Annotated in this window: 18 protein-coding genes and 1 tRNA gene; 13 read left to right on the top strand and 6 right to left on the bottom strand. The window is 46.7% G+C overall.

The window, feature by feature from the left end; genetic code table 11:
• Nucleotides 1-32 precede the first annotated feature (32 nt).
• The 12 genes from DWW90_RS06790 (at nucleotide 33) to bioD (ending at nucleotide 12820) form a co-directional block, all read left to right on the top strand.
• Nucleotides 33-1544, top strand: a complete 1512-nt coding sequence (locus tag DWW90_RS06790) for an NAD(P)H-hydrate dehydratase (RefSeq protein ID WP_122344439.1) — start codon at nucleotides 33-35, stop codon at nucleotides 1542-1544.
• 143 nt (nucleotides 1545-1687) lie between these two features.
• A complete protein-coding gene (locus DWW90_RS06785) occupies nucleotides 1688-3406 on the top strand; it encodes a tetratricopeptide repeat protein (RefSeq protein WP_233547663.1) in 1719 nt (572 codons plus the stop codon).
• A 117-nt stretch (nucleotides 3407-3523) separates the two neighbouring features.
• On the top strand, nucleotides 3524-3886 hold the full coding sequence (locus DWW90_RS06780) for a DUF3244 domain-containing protein (RefSeq protein WP_115500918.1): 363 nt from the start codon (nucleotides 3524-3526) through the stop codon (nucleotides 3884-3886).
• A gap of 223 nt (nucleotides 3887-4109) precedes the next feature.
• Entirely contained in the window at nucleotides 4110-5177 is a 1068-nt protein-coding gene (locus DWW90_RS06775) for a DUF4831 family protein (protein ID WP_122344438.1), read from the top strand.
• Nucleotides 5178-5198: 21 nt separating this feature from the next.
• On the top strand, nucleotides 5199-6878 hold the full coding sequence (locus DWW90_RS06770; protein ID WP_115500920.1) for a peptide MFS transporter: 1680 nt from the start codon (nucleotides 5199-5201) through the stop codon (nucleotides 6876-6878).
• Between the two features lie 13 nt (nucleotides 6879-6891).
• A complete protein-coding gene (locus DWW90_RS06765) occupies nucleotides 6892-7320 on the top strand; it encodes a hypothetical protein (protein WP_122344437.1) in 429 nt (142 codons plus the stop codon).
• Nucleotides 7304-8284, top strand: a complete 981-nt coding sequence (gene bioB / locus DWW90_RS06760) for a biotin synthase BioB (RefSeq protein WP_122344436.1) — start codon at nucleotides 7304-7306, stop codon at nucleotides 8282-8284. Before DWW90_RS06765 ends, bioB begins: the two co-directional genes overlap by 17 nt.
• Complete coding sequence (gene bioA / locus DWW90_RS06755) at nucleotides 8281-9561, top strand: adenosylmethionine--8-amino-7-oxononanoate transaminase (RefSeq protein ID WP_122344509.1); 1281 nt, start codon at nucleotides 8281-8283, stop codon at nucleotides 9559-9561. Before bioB ends, bioA begins: the two co-directional genes overlap by 4 nt.
• Before the next feature lie 20 nt (nucleotides 9562-9581).
• Complete coding sequence (locus tag DWW90_RS06750) at nucleotides 9582-10724, top strand: 8-amino-7-oxononanoate synthase (RefSeq protein WP_122344435.1); 1143 nt, start codon at nucleotides 9582-9584, stop codon at nucleotides 10722-10724.
• Nucleotides 10724-11386 carry a DUF452 family protein gene (locus tag DWW90_RS06745; protein WP_122344434.1) on the top strand — a complete coding sequence of 221 codons (663 nt, stop codon included), beginning with the start codon at nucleotides 10724-10726 and terminating at the stop codon, nucleotides 11384-11386. Before DWW90_RS06750 ends, DWW90_RS06745 begins: the two co-directional genes overlap by 1 nt.
• A complete protein-coding gene (gene bioC / locus DWW90_RS06740; RefSeq protein WP_122344433.1) occupies nucleotides 11374-12135 on the top strand; it encodes a malonyl-ACP O-methyltransferase BioC in 762 nt (253 codons plus the stop codon). The genes DWW90_RS06745 and bioC overlap by 13 nt, the downstream gene beginning before the upstream one ends.
• 7 nt (nucleotides 12136-12142) lie before the next feature.
• The gene (gene bioD, locus DWW90_RS06735; protein WP_122344432.1) at nucleotides 12143-12820 is read left to right on the top strand and encodes a dethiobiotin synthase; all 678 of its coding nucleotides are present in this window, start codon (nucleotides 12143-12145) and stop codon (nucleotides 12818-12820) included.
• Nucleotides 12821-12851: 31 nt separating this feature from the next.
• Here the strand turns inward: bioD and DWW90_RS06730 are convergent, their stop codons facing one another.
• Nucleotides 12852-13967 (bottom strand): glycoside hydrolase family 43 protein, encoded by a 1116-nt coding sequence (locus DWW90_RS06730; protein WP_122333082.1) that lies wholly within the window; start codon nucleotides 13965-13967, stop codon nucleotides 12852-12854.
• A 156-nt stretch (nucleotides 13968-14123) separates the two neighbouring features.
• Between DWW90_RS06730 and DWW90_RS06725 the strand changes: the two genes are divergently transcribed.
• Nucleotides 14124-14525: a lipocalin-like domain-containing protein gene (locus DWW90_RS06725; RefSeq protein WP_122344431.1), complete on the top strand. Its 402-nt coding sequence runs from the start codon at nucleotides 14124-14126 to the stop codon at nucleotides 14523-14525.
• A 252-nt stretch (nucleotides 14526-14777) separates the two neighbouring features.
• Here the strand turns inward: DWW90_RS06725 and DWW90_RS06720 are convergent.
• From DWW90_RS06720 to DWW90_RS06700, 5 genes are all read right to left on the bottom strand, one after another.
• Nucleotides 14778-14851 (bottom strand) — tRNA-His (locus DWW90_RS06720).
• 89 nt (nucleotides 14852-14940) lie between these two features.
• Nucleotides 14941-16038 carry a CapA family protein gene (locus DWW90_RS06715; RefSeq protein ID WP_233547662.1) on the bottom strand — a complete coding sequence of 366 codons (1098 nt, stop codon included), beginning with the start codon at nucleotides 16036-16038 and terminating at the stop codon, nucleotides 14941-14943.
• Between the two features lie 67 nt (nucleotides 16039-16105).
• Nucleotides 16106-17002, bottom strand: coding sequence for a bifunctional methylenetetrahydrofolate dehydrogenase/methenyltetrahydrofolate cyclohydrolase FolD (gene folD, locus DWW90_RS06710; protein ID WP_115500408.1), 897 nt, complete (start codon nucleotides 17000-17002; stop codon nucleotides 16106-16108).
• A gap of 20 nt (nucleotides 17003-17022) precedes the next feature.
• Nucleotides 17023-18348 carry a signal recognition particle protein gene (ffh, locus tag DWW90_RS06705; protein ID WP_122332990.1) on the bottom strand — a complete coding sequence of 442 codons (1326 nt, stop codon included), beginning with the start codon at nucleotides 18346-18348 and terminating at the stop codon, nucleotides 17023-17025.
• Nucleotides 18349-18448: 100 nt separating this feature from the next.
• On the bottom strand, nucleotides 18449-19771 hold the full coding sequence (locus DWW90_RS06700) for an MATE family efflux transporter (RefSeq protein WP_122344430.1): 1323 nt from the start codon (nucleotides 19769-19771) through the stop codon (nucleotides 18449-18451).
• Between the last annotated feature and the right edge of the window lie 96 nt (nucleotides 19772-19867).

Here is a 19867-nt window from a genome sequence, read left to right as displayed (position 1 = left end):
TTTGTAAGCAGAAAACAAGACTACAAACAGTTATGATAAAGATATTCTCAACAGACAAAGTCAGAGAGCTTGACAAATACACTATCCAGAACGAACCGATCAGTTCCGTCGATTTAGTGGAACGCGCAGCGACCGTATTCACCAGCGAATTCTGCCGCCGCTACACAAAACAAACCCGCATTATCGTATTTGCCGGACAAGGCAATAACGGAGCGGATGCATTGGCTGTCGCCCGTATGCTGACAGATGCCGGCTACCGGGTGGAAACCTACTTGTTTAATCCGACCATGCGCCTTTCCGATGACTGCGAACAGAATAAGCAGCGGTTACTCAACATGGAAAAGATCGAATTTACGGAAGTTGTTGACGATTTCGTTCCGCCCGAACTGGACGAACGGGATATCGTGATAGACGGTTTGTTCGGCTCCGGCCTCAACCGGCCGTTGACAGGCGGTTTTGCAGCGATGGTTAAATATATCAACCAGTCGGATGCAACTATCGTTTCGATAGATATTCCCTCCGGTCTTTTTGGTGAGGACAACCGTAAGAATGATCCGGAATCGATCATCCGCGCCAATCTGACGCTGACGTTCGGTTTTCCGAAGTTAGCTTTCCTGCTGCCGGAAAATGCCGAATATGTGGGCGAATGGAAAGTGCTGGATATTCTTCTGCATCCGGATATTATAGCAAACACACCGACACAGTTCACTCAAATCACCGAAGAAGACGTTGCCGCCGTATTCCAGCCTCGCAAACGTTTCTCGCATAAAGGGACGTTCGGACATGCCTTGTTGATAGCCGGAAGTCGGGGAAAGATGGGAGCCGCCCTCTTATCAGCCCGTGCCTGCTTGCGAAGCGGAGCCGGTCTGCTGACTGTCCATATCCCGCAACGGGGCGAACAGATTCTACAAACAGCTTTTCCGGAAGCAATGGTCGATTTGGACCCAAACCAGGAACATTTCACCTTCGTCTCCGATATCAAGCCTTATTCCGCTATCGGAATCGGACCGGGGTTAGGAAAACATGCCGACTCCGCCAAGGCTTTGGAACATCTGCTTCAAACTACGGACAAACCGCTTGTGCTCGATGCCGACGCACTCAACCTGATTGCCGCCAACAAAGACTTGCTGAAACGGATTCCTCCCCGCAGCATCCTTACGCCGCATCCGAAAGAATTCGACCGTATCGCAGGCGAAAGCAAGAACTCGTACGAACGGCTGATGAAAGCACAGGCTTTTGCCACTGAACATCAAGCCTGTGTCATCCTGAAAGGAGCTTATACGGCAACTTGTACGGCTACCGGAAACGTCTACTTCAACAGCTGTGGAAATCCGGGAATGGCAACAGCTGGAAGTGGTGATGTCCTGACCGGTATTATCCTCGGCCTGCTCGCTCAGGGATTCGAACCTGAAACAGCCGCCGTCGCCGGTGTTTTTTTGCATGGGACTGCAGGTGATCTGGCCGCCGTTTACCGTTCTGAAGAAAGTATGATCGCGAGTGATATCACGGACATGATCGGCAAAGTATTCAAGCAAATCAAATAGGCATAAGGGCTGGACTAATAATAGTAGGAATTTTATCTATAAAACGAAGATTTCAAATAGAATAATCAGAATATTTTATAGTAAATAAATAGAAGTTTTCTCAAAAACAAGTATCTTCGAATCCTGATTTGGAGGAGATTGATATGAGAAAGCTTTTTAAATATGTCACAGCCCTTGTTGTTCTTGTGCTATCATTATTCATACATGCTTGCAGCAATTACCCGCAAGTTCCGGGTTTAATCGAAGCTGAAAAGATCATGGAGAAAAAACCGGATAGCGCACTATTGATTTTAAACAATATTGAAAACATCGACCAACTATCCGAAAAGGATCATGCAACATACTACCTTCTTTTAACACAGGCACAAGATCTGAATTATATCACACATACTTCAGACTCGCTAATAAGAATTGCTGCGACTTATTTTGAGAAACATAAAGACCAGCCACGCGCCATGTTAGCTTACTATTACTTGGGACGCGTAAATTCAGATTTACAGGATGCACTCCAAGCACAAGAATATTATTTAAAAGCCTTAGAAATAGGAGAAGACTCAAAAAACTATGCACTCCTGATTAAAATATATAATAACTTAGGTACATTGTATGCCTATCAAGACATCAACGATATGGCATTACCTATGTATAAAAAGGTTTTGTCATATTTAGAAATAGAGCCTGATTCTGTAAAAACAGCATTTGCCCTTAGAAACATAGCCCGTATATACACTCAAACTCAACAGTTAGACAGTGCTATTTATTATTATAGGCAGGCAATTTCATACTCCACTATAAGAAACAAAGCTTCTATTTTAATCGATTTAGGCAATTTATATCTTAGCAATAAAGATTATGAAAAAGCATTTCAATGTATGGAAGATGCTACCCCTTTAATCACTAATGAAAAAACACTTTATCCCATTTTTCTATCAAAAGGAGAATTACACATATATCAAAATCAATTAGATTCAGCAAAATACTATCTTCACCGTTGTGCAAAAAGCTCAAATATATATACAAGAGCTGGCAGTCTATATCAATTAGCCCAAATTGCTCAAAAAGAGAAAAACATTGATGACCTTATCAAATATTCAAACCAATATGAACAAACACGTGACTCAATTATCAATCATTCACATTTTGAAAATATTCGTTTAGCACAAAGCATGTTCAACTACCAGCGAATTGCCAAAGAAAAGAGTAAATACGAAAAAGAAGCTGCCCAAAGAATGATTTTAATATATCAAGTTTTCATCATTTTCACTATTATCTTTATTTTAAGCTTCATTTTTCTTAAAAATGGACAAATTAGAAAGAAGAGGTTAGCATATCTAAGAGAAGAACAATACAGACGTAGCCAACAATATATTGAAGACAACAAAAAGCAAATCATGCAGCTAACAGAAATGCTACATTCTCAACAAGAAGAGATGAGCGAAGTCGAAAGACAACTATATGAAGCAAGGAAGTTAATGCTCGAAATGGAAAACAGGCAGATTTTTGAAAAGCAGGGAACCATTCTCCTATTAGAGAAAGATTTCCATAACTCTTCATTGTATCTCAAAATACATAGGGAGGACAACGTTCAGTTAGACTCAAGCGAATGGGAAGAATTGCATCAACTAATCGATGCGACATATCCAAAATTCACGAATCGGCTTATCAAACTGTATCCGCAAATATCCATAGAAGAAATACATATTTGCTATCTTGTAAAGATACAACTTTCGATAAAAAAGATAGCTTCTATTATGCATATAACAAGTTCAGGAGTATCACAATGCCGCAGAAGATTATATAAGAAATTCACAGGAGAACCTCAAAACACGGAAAAATTCGACAAATTCATAGCTGATTTTTAAGCATTTACAACTTGTCACATTTTTGTCAACAAAAATCTATGCGTCATAATAGTAAGAAGTATACCTTTGTCCAAAGTCCCAATCAGACTTTTAACAAAAACAAATCTTATCAATATTATGAAGCATCTAATTTCAACTTTGTTTTTAATTGTGTGTGGCATATTCTGTACACAGTTTGTATTCTGTGATACCATTCCTACTAAAGGTAAATGGAGTGAAGAAGACATACGTTCTTTTATACCAGCACCTCCTACAGCCTCTATCGAAGGTAAAGTATTAACAATTAATTTTGTGACTCCACTTACTGACCTGACAGTGAAAGTTACAAATAACGAAACAGGTCAAGTTGTTTATGAAGAATGTATTTCTGTGTCTACACCGCAGAGCCATTCAGTGGTATTAAATGCTGACAATGGCAATTATACATTATCATTTACTCATGTACTTGGTTATTTAACAGGTGAGTTTGTAATAAAATAACATATTGTGTGTGACTCTCCTTTACATGTAATATGCTAAGAATGGCCTCGGGCGGTAATTTAACCGGACCAAAATATCTCGATCTCCTTTTCCGCCGCCCGAAGGCTTTTCTTTATGTCTTCTCTAATCTAAAAAGGGAAAAGAGGCTTTTCCGGTTGGTTTCTAACAAAATATTTCATAGTTTTGTGCAATCATTCATCAGAGATTAAACTTAGATTAGAATATGAAGAATTTTATCATTATAGCCAGTCTGCTCCTTAGTTTACCCATTATGGCGCAGACAAAAGTTGTAAAGAAAAATGCTGTCAAGGCAAATAATTTCGGCATAACTTATTCACTTCCTAAAACATCTCTTGTCATTGATGCTGAAGTTACGAAAGTAACCTGTAAAGCTGGTCCTTACTATAAATATGCAGAAAAGTATTTAGGAGTAAAAGACGCCATTACAGAAGATAAAGTTTATTACGAATTAGGAAAAATAGGCTTGACCAACAAAGGTGTACCCGATCCGGATAACACCTATATAGTTGAATTCAAGGGTGGAACCGTCGCCCCATACGCCTATTTGACAGAAGAAGGATTGTTATGTTCCATCAATGCAGAATATACGCCCGACGAAGAAACTTCGGAAGCTGCTAAAAAGAAAGTACAAGCTCCGGTTAAAGTAACCGACGCCTCTGTTTTTTCAGAAGAATTGCTGATGGCGGGTTCAACAGCCAGACAAGCGGAAGTAGCAGCCAAACAAATTTACCGCATCCGTGAAAGCCGTCTGAACATATTGACCGGAGAAGCGGACAACCTGCCACCCGACGGCGAAGCAATGAAACTGGTTATCCAGCAACTGGAAGAACAGGAAAAAGCGTTAACAAACTTATTTACAGGAATCCGGACAAAAGAAACCAGCGATTACGATGTGACAATCGTCCCCTTCGATAACCTGGACAAGGAAGTACTGTTCCGTTTCTCTCCCCAGCTTGGTATCGTGGATGCCGACGATTTGGGTGGCGCACCTGTATATATGAACTTGAAAGCCATTGACCGCGCTCCCGAACTGGACCCGAAAGAGGCTGAGAAGAAAGAAAAATCTATGAAAGGAATCATCTATAACGTACCGGGTAAAGCCAGTATCGAAATCAGCATGAACAAAAAAACACTTTACAAAGGCGAAGCACAGATTACCCAATTCGGTACACGCGAAGGGCTTGCCCCCGTTATGTTTGAAGACAAAAAAGCTCCGGTAAAGGTTTATTTCTATCCGGAAACAGGTGCAATAAAACAAATCATTCAATAATCATCTAACAATTTTAATTCTATGTTTGAAGGACAGCCTAAAGGTTTATACGCGTTAGCCTTAGCGAATACGGGCGAGCGATTTGGTTACTACACTATGCTCGCGATCTTTACACTATTTTTACAAGCAAAGTTCGGCTTCACCGCCTCCGAGACATCGGACATATTCTCCACTTTCCTTGCCGGAGTGTATTTTACCCCCTTGATTGGTGGTTGGCTTGCCGATAAGTTCGGATATGGGAAAATGGTGACAAGCGGTATCTTTATCATGTTTTTCGGATATCTGCTATTATCTATTCCTGCCGGTAACGAATCCGCTAAATGGATGATGTTCGGTGCATTAACTATGATTGCATTAGGAACAGGTTTATTCAAAGGGAACCTCCAGGTTATGGTTGGTAACCTTTACGATGCCCCTCAATACAGAAACAAACGGGATTCCGCCTTCAGTATTTTCTATATGGCCATCAACATCGGCGCCCTGTATGCCCCGACTATGGCAACAGAAATGACAAACTGGATGCTGGCTAAGTCCAATCTGACTTATGAAGGTCAGATTCCTTCGCTCGCCCACCAGTATCTGAACGGTACAATCACCGAAAAAGGAACAGAATTGCTCGAATCATTCAGAGCTGCACAACACTTTACCGGCGACCTGGCAAGTTTCTCGACAACTTACATCGACAAATTGTCGGAAGCCTACAACTACGGTTTCGGTGTTGCCTGTATTTCGTTAATCCTTTCCATTGCCATCTACTATGGTTTCCGCAAAACATTCAAACATGCGGATGTGAATACCAAGCAGGCAAATGCTGCAGCTGCTGCAACAAAAACCGAACAACCGACAGAAGAAATTTCTCCGGCAGAAACCAAACAGCGTATCATCGCCTTGTGTCTCGTATTCGCTGTCGTTATCTTCTTCTGGATGGCATTCCACCAGAACGGATTGACCATGACATTCTTCGCCCGTGACTACACGGCTAATGCGGCAACCGGCTTGGACCGTTTAGGATTCAGCATCATTAACCTGACATTACTGATTATCATGGTATATGCAGGCTTCTCTATCTTCCAGTCGGCAACCAGCAAAGCGAAAACAATATCGACTGCCGTATTTGTCGGAGGCCTGGTTCTGCTCGGAATCAACTATTCGACACTGGATCCGTCTATCACGATCCTGCCGCAGATCTTCCAGCAGTTCAACCCGTTCTTTGTCGTAGCCTTGACTCCTGTATCACTGGCGGTATTCGGCTATTTAGCAAAGAAAGGGAAAGAGCCTTCCGCTCCGCGAAAGATCGGTTTGGGTATGTTAATCGCAGCCATCGGTTTCATGATCCTGGCTATCGGATCATTAGGATTGCCGACACCGGACAGCGTAGCAGCCAACGGTATAGAAAGCAGCCAGCTCGTTTCTCCCAATTGGTTGATATCGACTTATCTTGTGTTGACATTCGCCGAACTGCTCCTTTCACCGATGGGTATCTCATTCGTCTCGAAAGTGGCACCTCCCAAGTATAAAGGCTTGATGATGGGTGGATGGTTCGTAGCGACAGCATTGGGTAACAAGCTGGTCGGTGTGATCGGTAATATTTGGGGCGATATGCAACTGTGGATGGTATGGGGCGTACTGATCGTATGTTGTCTTGTAGCAGCACTGTTCATGTTCTCCATCATGAAGAAACTTGAAAAGGTTGCTAAATAAGAACAGATAAAAGATGAAAAAGCAGTATGCACATAAGCCGGTCACAATCCGCTTCAGAAGATGGAGCCGGAAAGGGTATGCTGCTTTCATCAGTGTGCAGCGTGCCGTAACGATCGGGCAACTGGCAGCACACGTGTCCGAGCGCTTCCAGGTAAAGAATGGTTCTAACCATACATCGGTACTCTCCTTCGACAAGACAGGAGAAGAAGAGATGATGGAAGACAAAACAAGCCGTGACGAAGTCGTCGGGAATACGCTATCACTTCTGTTCGAGCAGGCGGTATGCCTCATTCTGACCGTTAGCCGCCCAGCGGCAGCGCAAGCAACACAGACAATAAAAAATAACATTTCCGAAAGCGCGGAAGGCTTCAGCTATTATATGCTGAGAGCCTTCCGCGCTTTCTGTTTATACAAATACATATTATATGATCGAAAAGCTTAAACAACACGTCCTCGCAGGCGGACTGCTCAACGAAGAACAGGCAAACATCCTGGCAGCCTCCCCCGACAAGGAAGCCCTCTATGAAGCCGCCCGCCAAATCACCCGCCACTTCATGGGAAACAAGTTCGACACCTGCTCTATCATCAATGCCAAGAGCGGGAACTGCAGCGAAGACTGTAAATGGTGTGCCCAGTCGGGACACTACAATACGAACGTGACACTTTATCCCCTCTTGCCGGCAGAAGAATGTATCCGCCATGCCACCTACAACCGCCGGCAGGGAATCGGGCGGTTCGCCCTTGTCACCAGCGGCAAAAAGGTTTCCGAAAAAGATATGGTAAAGGTGACCGACACCATCCGGCAGATCAAGCAAGCTACAGACATCAAGTGTTGCGCCTCGATGGGCCTCCTCAGTCGCGAGCAGCTGCAAGCGCTTTATGACAGTGGGACGGAAAATTATCATTGTAACATAGAGACGGCACCCTCCTACTTCCGCACCCTATGTACAACACACACGATGGAGCAGAAAATAGAAACCATCCGCACCGCCCGCAAGATAGGTTTCCGTATCTGTAGCGGCGGCATCATCGGCATGGGAGAAACGATGGAGCAACGCATCGAGATGGCCCTCTTCCTTCAAAGGGAAGGCATCCTTTCGATCCCCCTAAACCTGCTCCAGCCTATTCCCGGGACGCCACTCGGAGAGACGAAGCCGTTGACCGACGAAGAGATTCTGACCACCATCGCCCTCTTCCGTTTTATCAACCCGAAGGCTTACCTGCGCTTCTCCGGCGGACGGGCGAGACTGAGCGAAGAGACTCAACGCAAGGCACTTCGCATAGGCATCAACGCAGCCATCATCGGAGACCTCCTGACCACCATCGGCAGCCGGGTGGCAGAAGACAAAGCCCTTTTCACATCGGAAGGATATTCATTAACTGAAAATACAGATTGGGAAAGATGACAACAGAAGAAATACTGAGTTTTGACCGTGAACACGTCTGGCACCCCTATACCTCGACCATCGACCCGCTACCGGTCTATCCGGTCGAACGGGCGGAGGGCGTAACGATTACGCTGAAAGACGGCCGCAAACTGATTGACGGTATGTCGTCCTGGTGGGCAGCCGTACACGGATACAACCACCCGGTGCTAAATGCTGCCGCCCGTGAGCAGATAGACAAAATGAGTCACATCATGTTCGGAGGCCTGACACATGAGCCAGCCGTCGAGTTGGCGACCAAGCTTTTACCGCTGCTACCACCCTCGATGGAAAAGATATTCTTTGCCGACAGCGGCTCCGTTGCAGTCGAAGTCGCCATGAAAATGGCGATCCAATATTGGCAATCGAAGTGCCGGAAGGGAAAGAACCGGAAACATGCCTTTGCCACAATCCGGAGCGGATATCATGGCGACACTTGGCACGCAATGTCTGTTTGCGATCCGGTAACAGGCATGCACGGTATCTTCGCCGGAAGTCTTCCCGTCCAGTTCTTCATTCCCCAGCCTTCCGTCAAGTTTCATGACGAATGGGATGAGAAAGCGATGGATCCCCTAAAAGACCTGTTGGCAAAACACGCCGGAGAGATTGCTGCCCTTATACTCGAACCGATCGTGCAGGGAGCCGGGGGAATGTATTTCTACTCCCCTACATTTCTGGTACGGGCACGGGAGTTATGCGACCAATACGACGTCTTGCTTATATTCGATGAGATCGCGACAGGATTCGGTCGGACCGGCCGGCTCTTTGCCTGGGAGTGGGCGGGTGTCGAACCGGATATCATGTGTATCGGCAAAGCCTTGACCGGCGGTTATCTGACGCTTTCCGCCACGATTACCAGTACAGCGGTAGCTGACATGATTTGCAGCGGTGAAGCGGGATGTTTCATGCACGGCCCCACTTTTATGGGAAATCCGTTAGCTTGCGCCATCGCCTCGGCATCCGTTTCTCTTCTGTTGGAAAGTGGTTGGCAGGAAAAGGTTCACGCGATAGAAGCACAATTAAAAGCCGAACTCGCTCCGGCAGCTTCCTTCCCCAGCGTGAAAGAGGTACGGGTGTTGGGAGCAATCGGAGTCATCGAGATGAAAGAACCTGTCGACATGGCCATTCTCCAAGAGCGATTTGTCAAAGAAGGCATCTGGGTACGTCCGTTCGGAAGGCTGGTTTATCTCATGCCCCCGTTCATCATAACCAATAAAGAGTTGTCGAAATTGACAAGTGGCCTGCTTCGTGTTTTCTGATAAATCATAACAACAAAGCAATGAAAGATTACAACATATTTTTAGACAAACTGAAAGAGACAGGTAATTTGCGGAGTCTTCCGGAAGTCGTACACGAAGGGAAATGGATATGGAAAGAAATGCAGAAGATGCTGAATCTTTCCTCCAACGACTATCTCGGCCTGGCGTCACGCAAAGAGCTGCGTGAAGAGTTTCTGAGGGAGATGCAGGAAAACGATTGGCTTTTCTCATCCTCATCCTCCAGACTATTAACCGGCAATTTCAAAGTTTATACCGAGCTCGAGGAATGCTTGTTCGAACGATTCGGGCGCGAGGCCGCTTTGCTATTCAACAGTGGTTATCATGCCAATACAGGCATACTTCCCGCCTTGGCGGACAAACAAACGCTGATACTGGCGGACAAACTGGTACATGCCAGCATCATAGACGGGCTCTTGCTGAGCGGCACTCCTTATCAGCGATACCGCCACAATGACAACGAGCATCTTACACGACTGCTTGCCAAATATACACATGAATACGAACAGATCATTATCGTCACGGAAAGCATCTTCAGTATGGACGGGGATATCGCCGACCTCCGCCAACTCGTTTCCCTGAAGCGACAATACCCAAACGTATGGCTCTATGTCGATGAGGCGCATGCCATTGGGGTAAGAGGAAATACAGGATTAGGGATTGCGGAAGAGCAAGATTGCATCGGGGATATAGACCTGCTGGTCGGTACTTTTGGAAAGGCATTGGCATCTATGGGCGCCTACCTGCTATGCAGCCGGACGATCCGGGAATACCTGATCAATACCATGCGCCCACTTATCTTTAGCACCGCCCTCCCACCTGCCCAGATTGCCTGGACCCGGTACATTTTCGAGAAGCTTCCTGAGTTTACGGAAGAACGGCAGAGACTCGCCACAACCAGCCGTCTGCTATCGGATGCATTAAAAGGCAAGGGAGGAGAAATTTCATCCAGCCACATCATTCCTTTCATTATCGGGGAAAGCGAAGACTGTGTGGAGACGAGCCTAAGATTACAGCGGAAAGGTTTCTATTGCCTGCCCGTCCGTCCGCCGACAGTTCCGAAAGGAACGGCACGAATACGTTTCTCACTGACGGCCAATGTAACGGAAAGTGAAATAAAAGAATTGATTAACAGTATAGACTAATGAAAATAGATAAGCAAGTCAATAAGGGGCAAGGACGTCTATTGCTGTTCTTTTCCGGATGGTCAGCATCTCCGGAACTGTTCCGCCCGCTAAAAGCGGAGCCCGGTACGGACGTTTGGGTCTGCTATGACTACCGCGACCTCCGGTTCGGGGAGGACCTGTCGGCTTACAAGGAAATCCGCCTGGTGGCATGGTCATTGGGCGTATGGGTAGCCTCGGCCCTGTTCCGGGAGAAAAAGGATATGTTTGTAGAAACGATTGCGATTAATGGGACGGACTATCCCGTTCACGACACCTGTGGAATCCCGCCTGCCGTATTCGAAGGAACGCTTGCGAATGTAACGGAGGAGGGCATGCACCGCTTCAACCGTCGGATGTGTGGAGGACGGGAAGTGCTCCAAACCTATGAAAAAGTGCCTTCCCGCCCGATTGACGAGGTGCGCGAGGAGCTACAGACGCTCTATACCCATATCAAGGAAGATGCAGTAAAGCCTGTCGCTGACAACTTCTGGACCCGGGCTGTTATCACATCCGGCGACCGGATTTTCCCGTTCGCCAACCTGCACAATTACTGGCAAAACCGTTGCCAGGTAACCGTATTGGAGGCGCCTCACTATCCTTTTTATTTATGGAAACAATGGAATGAAATATGGAAGCAATAGACAGAGAACGCATACAGCACCGCTTCACCCGCGCATTGACAAGTTATGACAGCCAGGCGGATGCACAGCATCGGATTAGCCGAAAATTAGCATCTCTCCTGCCCGGACCAGTGGGAGGACATTATGGGCGCATCCTGGAAATCGGCTGTGGAACAGGTGGTTTCACCCGTTCCCTTATCGAACAATGCAAGGCGGAGGAATGGGTGTTGAACGACCTTTGCGAAGGTTGCCGGGAAAAGGTAAGCAAACTATTTCAGGGTTGCCCTCCTCGCTTTATCATGGGTGATGCAGAAGCGATCCCCTTTCCCGGCAAGTTCGACCTGATTGCTTCTGCCTCAGCCTTCCAATGGATGAAAGAGCCGGAAAAGTTTCTGGGCAAGCTGGCGAGACTGCTGGAACCGCACGGTACGCTTCTGTTCAGCACCTTTGCGCCCGGTAACCTGTCAGAGATAAAAGAGCTGACGGGAAAAGGACTATCCTATCCCACTGCCGTCGAACTTGCCGGATGGTTGTCCGCCGGCTTCGACCTCCGGCATTGTGAGGAAGAGATAATCCGCCTGACATTCAACAGTCCGCTGGATGTATTGAAGCACCTGAAAGCGACAGGAGTAACGGCTACGGGAAACGGTCTCTGGACAAAGGGTATGCTGGCTTCTTTCTGCAATCGCTACCGGGAACAGTTTCCGGCAGCCAACAATCAAGTAACACTCACATACCGCCCTCTCTATGTTGTGGCGATAAAAAAATAAACAGCTTATGAAAGGAAAAGTATTATTCATCACAGGTATCGATACCAACATCGGCAAGACCTTTGCCACCGGCATTCTTGCACGCGCATTAGCCGGAAAAGGGAAACAAGTAATCACCCAGAAAATGATCCAGACCGGCTGCACGGAGACTTCGGAGGATATAGAGATGCACCGCCACCTGCAAGGTATTTCCTTCACGGAGGATGATTATATAGGATTGACCTGCCCCTATATCTTCACCTATCCCTGTTCCCCACATATGGCGGCGGCAAAGGATGGGCGGACAATCGACCTGTCGGTGATCACCGAAGCGACCCGCCGGCTACAGGGGAAATATGAATATGTCCTGCTGGAAGGCGCAGGAGGATTGATGGTTCCGAATGACTTCCATTCGCTGACAATCGATTATGTAAAAGAACAGGGATATCCGGTAGTCCTGGTCACGTCCGGTAAGTTGGGCAGTATCAACCACACGCTGCTTAGCCTGTATGCCTGCAAGCAGTACGGCATACGGGTCGAAGCTGTCATCTACAACCTCTATCCCCCGACCGACGAGTTGATTACAGCCAATACGTTGGAATATCTCAAACAATATCTGGAGAAAGAGTTCCCCGGTACTCCGGTCATCCTTCTCCCGGAAGAGTCGGATGCAGGAACGGAGGTGGATATCGACTGCCTGCTGTAAGCAGTTTATATATTCAGGGAGAAGGTCCGCACTATTTCTTTTGCGGAGTGGTTGTCGGACCTTCGACGTATAGACGGCCATTGTCGTCTATTCCCATCTTGTCGATGAAGACGACCCGTTCGTCACCGGTCTCCTGTGTCCGTCCGTGATAGACGCAATACATCTGCTTGCCGTCTTTAGACCAGGTCACACTGTTATGCCCGGTACCGGTAACGATGCCTCCCTGCTCCACGTTCTTTTGCAGGACAGGATTATCACTTGACTTGGTGAAAGGGCCGAGCGGATTCTTCGATGTAGCATAGCCGACAGCATAATTCTTGCCCCCGAAATAGTTGGCCGAATACATCATATAGTAAGTGTCTCCCTTCTTGAGCGTATAAGGGCCTTCGGTCCAACGGCGATTCACCTCTCCGGTTGTGACGGAACGGCTTTCCCATTCGGATTGCGTGTCATCGAGTTTTACCGGGGGACGCAAGATAAGTACAGGCTCACCGATGACATCCGTCAGGTCGGGTTTCACCTCTATACCGTAAATCCAGCTCTCCTCTATTTCATTGAACTTCCCTTCTTTCCGGGCCTGTTCGGCGATCTCGCTCTCTACCGGATGCTTGTAGCAGCAACGGGAGAAGTACATATAAGTACGGCCATTGCCATCATCCACGAGGTTTCCGTCGATAACCGGATATCCCGGGTCAAACAGAGGTTTATCGGAAAGTTCCTTAAAAGGACCGGTCGGCTTGTCTGCCACTGCCACGCCGATACGGAAGTTTTCGAGTTCATTGGTCGGGTTTTCCTTCCAGTCGGCACTATAGAGCATGTAGAACTTACCATTACGTTCATAGACTTCAGGAGCCCAGAAGTTGGCAACACCCCATGAACCGGGAACATTCCCCCGAAAAACCTGTCCTTCTGCTTTCCAGTTGACCATATCCGGTGAAGAATAGACGCAGAAACCGTCAACAGCTCCGCCGCCTGTCCCATACATATAATATAGACCGTCCGATGCCAGCAAGACATAGGGATCACCAAACTGTACCGGGAGGGGATTCGAGTAGACAAGGATATCCTCCTTTTGAGCCTTGTTCACGCATGAAGAGATGGTCAATGCGACCAAAAGCAGTAGTACTAATTGTTTTATTCGTATCATAGAATGTTTGTATAATTAAAAACACAAAGTAAATAATGACACAAATATACGAAACAAAAGCCAATTGTAAAAATACCTGCGACTGCTATATATATTTAACTTGCGACTTTGAAAATATTTCCTTTCCTTTGACAACTTATTGAAGCAAGTAAGACTATGGTTAGAAATATATTGATAGCAGTTTGTGCATTCCTTTTTGTCGCATGTAGTAAAGATACAGAATCCAAGTTATTCGGAAAATGGCAGTTGCAACAGGTAGAAGCGAGCGGAACAATCCAGGAGACCGATACGGTTTATTTTAATTTCGAGCACTCTTTATTCATGTACCAGGTTTACTTCCCAGCTGTCGATTCATTCCTCCACTGTTATGGTTACAATGTCATGGAAGGAGATAAAACGCTCCTGCTGGAACTGATAAGTGACCCGAGGCCAGTTGAGAAATTCCTGCCATATACCGATTGGGATTCGACCAAGCGGACTTACACTATTGACAAATTGACATCCAAGCAGTTAATACTTAACAGCAAAGGGAAGACTTATACTTTCCGGAAGTTCTGATAGCAGCTAATCTTAAAGACTCTTTCGAAACCAAAGTTTCTTACAGGAAGTTCATATAAAAAAGCCAGGTCCTACCAGACGCAGATTTCGCAGACGACGCAGACAAACGCAGATCATTTATTGTTTTAAAAGAAATAAGTCTGCGTTCCTCTGCGTCGTCTGCGTCCCCCAAGAAATATCGGGTGAGCCCTAAATCGGCTACCGATGAATGGACATAATAAAAAAGGCCATCCTTTTCAGGATAGCCTTACGGGTGAAAGATGGGGCTCGAACCCACGACCCTCGGAACCACAATCCGATGCTCTAACCAACTGAGCTACTCTCACCATGTTTATCTTAACGAACTACGTTTCCTTTAAGACGGTGCAAAGATAGATATTTTATTTTAAGTGCCAAACATTCCGGACACTTTTTTTTAATCAAAAACATACTCATCAACCGCTTTATTGTTTCCATTTAGAAGCAAACGGGTATTCTTTACATACTTAATTAATGCCGAATCGACTGAAAAAGAGCCATTTTGATTCTTCTCCGACCAAGATGCCGCCGGAACGACCCGGATATCTTCTTTTCCCCATTTATTTACATACCGGGAGGAATAAACCAATGAATATTGTGCGGAGGCAATATACCGGCGCAGCCCTTTCCGGCGCAGGACTACTTTTACCATTGCACCTCCGTCCGTATGTTCCCGGCTCATGTTTGAGATAAAATTGCCTAATGAGTAGACGACCAAACGATCGGGGACGCCGTCCTCCCCTTTCCGAAGTTCCATAGGTTGGACGACATGCGGATGGCAACCGATAACCAAATCCACACCTTGCCCCACCAACCAGTCTGCCAACCGGCGTTGTTCACGGGAAGGCATCTGCTCGTATTCCAATCCCCAATGCATATTGGCAATAATAAAGTCAGGATTAAAAAGTTTGGCTTCGGTAATATCCGCTTCCATCACCTGTTTGTCGATATAGTTGACAATACGGGGCGTATCGACCGTCAAACCGTTGGTATCATAAGTATAATTAAGCATGATGATACGGAAATCCTTCTTGCGGAGCAGCATCGGATACGTACGGTGCCGGTGGTCACGATCCAGGAAAGTCCCGGTATGGCGTATCTCGAGGGAATCCAGCATCCGGATAGTACGCACAAGTCCTCGTGTCCGCCTGTCAAGACAATGATTATTCGCTAACAGGAAGAAATCGAAACCCGCCTTCTGTAAAGCCAAAGCAAAGTCTTCCGGCGCACTGAAAGCAGGATAACCGCTATAAGGTTTCCCTCCCAATGGAACCTCAAAGTTCACGACAGCAATATCCGCAGCCTTCACCTCTTTCTCTATATTCGAAAAGTAACCGCTCAGATCAAAAGAATCTCCTTTCCGGGTATTATCGAGCTGTGTCTGGTGCATCATGGCATCCCCTGCAAACAAGATTGTCAGCGAATCCTGGGCGGAGAGCGGCAGGCAACTAAAAAGGAATAAATAAACGACAAAGGAACAAATCTTATTCATCATAAGGCTTGTTCCTTTGCGATCCCGCGTCAAGCGCGGGAACAAGGTATGTCGAGGCAACCCCACTATATTATTTATAAATAGCTTTCTTCCCTGCCAGAAGGGTATTACGCATCAAAGAGATGATTGTCATCGGACCTACACCTCCCGGAACCGGCGTGATATAAGACGCTTTGGGAGCGACTTCGTCAAACTTGACATCGCCCGTCAGCTTAAAGCCGCTTTTACGGCTTGCATCCGGCACACGCGTCGTTCCGACATCAACAATCACAACGCCATCTTTCACCATATCGCCTTTCAGAAATTCAGGCACGCCTAAAGCAACAATAATAATATCGGCACTCTGGCACATCTCTTTCAGGTTTTCCGAACGGCTGTGGCAAACAGTAACCGTACAGTCACCCGGATAAGCCTTCTGCATCATCAGGGTTGCCATCGGCTTGCCTACGATATTGCTACGTCCTAAGACTACGCAATGTTTACCGCGTGTCGGGATTTCATAACGGCGCAACAGTTCCAGAATACCGGCCGGAGTAGCCGACACGAAACAAGGAAGACCAATAGACATGCGTCCCACATTAATCGGATGGAAACCGTCCACATCTTTACGATAGTCGATCGCTTCGATGATCTTCTGTTCAGAGATATGCTTCGGCAAAGGAAGTTGCACGATGAATCCGTCCACATCGGGGTCGTTATTCAATTCGTCCACTTTGCGCAGAAGTTCTTCCTCGGTCACATCGCTTTCGTAACGGATCAGTGTCGACTTGAAACCGATCTCATTGCAGGTTTTCACCTTGCTGGCGACATACGTCTCGCTGCCGCCGTCATGACCGACCAAAATAGCAGCCAAATGCGGAATCTTACCGCCTGCAGCCTTGATCTGAGCTACTTCTTCAGCCATCTCCTGCTTCATCTGGGCAGAAACAGCCTTTCCATCCAATAGTTTGTACTGTTGCTCTTCCATATTCTATTATCTTTTCGGATTTATCTTTTAAATGAAGGGAATTTCTTACTTCCCGGTTTAGCGGCAGTCAGCATACGCATCATCTTACGCGTTTCGTCGAACTGCTTGATCAACTTGTTCACTTCCTGGATAGTCGTGCCGCTACCTTTGGCAATACGCTGGCGGCGTGAACCGTTCAGGATAGCCGGATTGACACGTTCGTCCGGAGTCATGGAATAGATGATCGCTTCGATGCTCTTGAAAGCATTGTCGTCGATATCCACATCTTTCAGGGCTTTGCCCACACCCGGAATCATGGATGCCAGTTCCTTCAGGTTACCCATCTTCTTGATCTGCTGTATCTGAGCGATGAAGTCATTAAAGTCGAACTGGTTCTTGGCGATCTTCTTCTGCAGGCGTTTGGCTTCTTCTTCGTCATACTGTTCCTGGGCGCGTTCCACCAACGAAACGATATCACCCATGCCGAGGATACGGTCTGCCATACGTTCGGGATGGAAAATATCCAGCGCATCCATCTTTTCACCGGTTCCGACAAACTTGATCGGTTTGTCGACCACCGTACGGATAGAAAGGGCGGCACCACCGCGTGTATCACCATCGAGCTTAGTCAGGACAACGCCGTCGAAATCCAGGCGTTCGTTAAATTCCTTCGCCGTGTTGACAGCATCCTGTCCGGTCATGGAGTCGACCACGAATAAAGTCTCATCCGGCTGGATAGCGCTCTTGATAGCAGCGATCTCTTTCATCATCTGCTCGTCGATAGCCAGACGGCCGGCGGTATCGACAATCACCACATCGTTTCCTTTTGCACGTGCTTCGCGAATTGCGTTCATGGCGATCTCCACCGGATTCTTATTCTCCAGTTCCATGTAAACAGGCACGCCGACCTGTTCGCCGACCACGCGCAACTGTTCGATAGCAGCCGGACGATACACGTCGCAGGCAGCCAACAGCGGCTTCTTATTTTTCTTAGTCTTCAGCAAATTTGCCAGCTTACCCGTAAAGGTCGTTTTACCGGACCCTTGCAGACCGGACATCAGGATGATTGACGGATTACCCGTCAGTTCCAGTTCAGTAGCCGTCCCTCCCATCAGTTCGGCCAGCTCGTCATGCACGATCTTAACCATCAACTGGCTGGGCTTAACGGATGTAAGCACATTCTGTCCTAACGCCTTCACCTTCACCGTGTCGGTGAAACTCTTGGCCACTTTATAGTTTACGTCGGCGTCGAGTAATGCCTTACGTACATCTTTCAATGTTTCCGCCACATTGATTTCCGTAATCTTACCTTCACCCTTCAACAGTTTAAACGATCTGTCTAACCTTTCGCTTAAGTTCTCAAACATAATTCGTATGTATATTTATTTTATCTTCTATTCTTTGAATGAGGGGCAAAGGTAAGAAAAACTGATGAATAAAGCAGGAGATTGCCCGGACAAAATAGCTTCAGATTTTCTTATTCTGCCAGGAAGCTTTCTTCAGATAGACAACGCTTGACACCAACAGACCGGTATAATAAACAACCTCGGTCAGGAAGCAAATGGCTACCGGCAGATGCAAACGCATTCCTGCTACATATATAAACAAGGTGTAAAAAACAAGCGTAACCAACTCCATGGCAAAGGCGGAACGCGTATTTCCCGTACCCGTCACCCCGTTAAATACGATATTCGCAACCGCCCCGATCAACAAAGCGCCGGAAATGACATAAAGCGAAGGCACAGACGCCTCGATCAAAGACACGTCATTCGTATAAACTGACAGGATCGCGGACGGGATCAAACAGGTGACGGAAACGAACACCGCCATGATCCCCAACGAAATCCAGGTGATATGACGGATAATCGGTATCACCTGGTCTTTATGACCCGCACCGATGCTGTTACTTACGAATGTATTCGTCGCCGTCGACAAGGAATTGACAGGAATCAACAAGACAATATAGACACTGCGGACAATATTCGCAACCGCCAGCTCCCGCTGTCCCAGATGTTCCACCGCCACGAAAAGCATGAAATAGGTACTAAGCGATATGAAATACTGCAACATCGTGAAGATGGAAATACCCAACACATGCCTCAGCAGCTTGACATCGAATGAACGGAACTGGTTCAAGGCATACTTCTTGATATCCACCGTCATCCGGGTATAAATCATATAAAACACAATCGAAACTGCCTCTGCCATCACCGACGCAATAGCCGCTCCCTTAATCCCTAATTCCGGAAATCCCCAATGTCCGAATATCAACAGATAGTCGAGCAAGACATTGGTCAGCGCCATCACGATCGCATTCAACGTCAACACCTTAGTGCGCGTAATACCGATGAACAAAGCACGGAACATCACATTCACAAAAGAGAAAAAGAAACCGAACACGCGCCAGTCCAGAAACTCTTCCGTAGCAGACAGAATCGTATCGGAAGAAATCAGTCCCCGCATAATATCCCCAGCAAACAGCCGGGACAGCGTAAACATGACTGCCGCTAACGCAAGCAGGAAGAAGACGCCCTGTATCATCACCGGCCCGACTTCCTTGTAATTCCGCTCTCCATTGCGCCGGGCCATAATAATCTGCGACCCGGTACTGAAACCGAAAGCAATCGTAAAGGCACAGATATAGAACAAACCGCCCATCGCCGATGCGCCCAGTTCAACCTCGCCTACCCGCCCCAAAAACGCAGTATCTGTCACGTTGATAACATTCTGCGCTAAAAGGCTCAAAAAGATAGGATAACTTACATTCCAGATTTGTTTATTCGTGTACATACAGTTTATTTTCGAATGGGATGTTTATACTCATAAAAAAAGCCCGTCACATCAGACGAGCTTTTTCTATATGCTTTTGCATTTATTATCAGCTAC

It is taken from the genome of Parabacteroides sp. AF17-28 (assembly GCF_003479205.1).
Lineage (GTDB): Bacteria > Bacteroidota > Bacteroidia > Bacteroidales > Tannerellaceae > Parabacteroides > Parabacteroides acidifaciens.
Note: the sequence above shows the minus strand (reverse complement) of the source record. Positions and strands in the feature narration are given on the sequence as shown.

Excerpts from the sequence above, each read along its gene's own strand:
- DWW90_RS06725 (WP_122344431.1), top strand. The coding sequence starts at position 14,124 with ATGGTTAGAAATATATTGATAGCAGTTTGTGCATTCCTTTTTGTCGCA.
- DWW90_RS06730 (WP_122333082.1), bottom strand. The coding sequence starts at position 13,967 with ATGATACGAATAAAACAATTAGTACTACTGCTTTTGGTCGCATTGACC.
- DWW90_RS06715 (WP_233547662.1), bottom strand. The coding sequence starts at position 16,038 with ATGATGAATAAGATTTGTTCCTTTGTCGTTTATTTATTCCTTTTTAGT.
- bioA (WP_122344509.1), top strand. The coding sequence starts at position 8,281 with ATGACAACAGAAGAAATACTGAGTTTTGACCGTGAACACGTCTGGCAC.
- DWW90_RS06785 (WP_233547663.1), top strand. The coding sequence starts at position 1,688 with ATGAGAAAGCTTTTTAAATATGTCACAGCCCTTGTTGTTCTTGTGCTA.
- DWW90_RS06745 (WP_122344434.1), top strand. The coding sequence starts at position 10,724 with ATGAAAATAGATAAGCAAGTCAATAAGGGGCAAGGACGTCTATTGCTG.
- DWW90_RS06775 (WP_122344438.1), top strand. The coding sequence starts at position 4,110 with ATGAAGAATTTTATCATTATAGCCAGTCTGCTCCTTAGTTTACCCATT.
- DWW90_RS06700 (WP_122344430.1), bottom strand. The coding sequence starts at position 19,771 with ATGTACACGAATAAACAAATCTGGAATGTAAGTTATCCTATCTTTTTG.
- DWW90_RS06750 (WP_122344435.1), top strand. The coding sequence starts at position 9,582 with ATGAAAGATTACAACATATTTTTAGACAAACTGAAAGAGACAGGTAAT.
- folD (WP_115500408.1), bottom strand. The coding sequence starts at position 17,002 with ATGGAAGAGCAACAGTACAAACTATTGGATGGAAAGGCTGTTTCTGCC.
- DWW90_RS06790 (WP_122344439.1), top strand. The coding sequence starts at position 33 with ATGATAAAGATATTCTCAACAGACAAAGTCAGAGAGCTTGACAAATAC.
- ffh (WP_122332990.1), bottom strand. The coding sequence starts at position 18,348 with ATGTTTGAGAACTTAAGCGAAAGGTTAGACAGATCGTTTAAACTGTTG.
- DWW90_RS06770 (WP_115500920.1), top strand. The coding sequence starts at position 5,199 with ATGTTTGAAGGACAGCCTAAAGGTTTATACGCGTTAGCCTTAGCGAAT.
- bioC (WP_122344433.1), top strand. The coding sequence starts at position 11,374 with ATGGAAGCAATAGACAGAGAACGCATACAGCACCGCTTCACCCGCGCA.
- DWW90_RS06765 (WP_122344437.1), top strand. The coding sequence starts at position 6,892 with ATGAAAAAGCAGTATGCACATAAGCCGGTCACAATCCGCTTCAGAAGA.
- DWW90_RS06780 (WP_115500918.1), top strand. The coding sequence starts at position 3,524 with ATGAAGCATCTAATTTCAACTTTGTTTTTAATTGTGTGTGGCATATTC.
- bioD (WP_122344432.1), top strand. The coding sequence starts at position 12,143 with ATGAAAGGAAAAGTATTATTCATCACAGGTATCGATACCAACATCGGC.
- bioB (WP_122344436.1), top strand. The coding sequence starts at position 7,304 with ATGATCGAAAAGCTTAAACAACACGTCCTCGCAGGCGGACTGCTCAAC.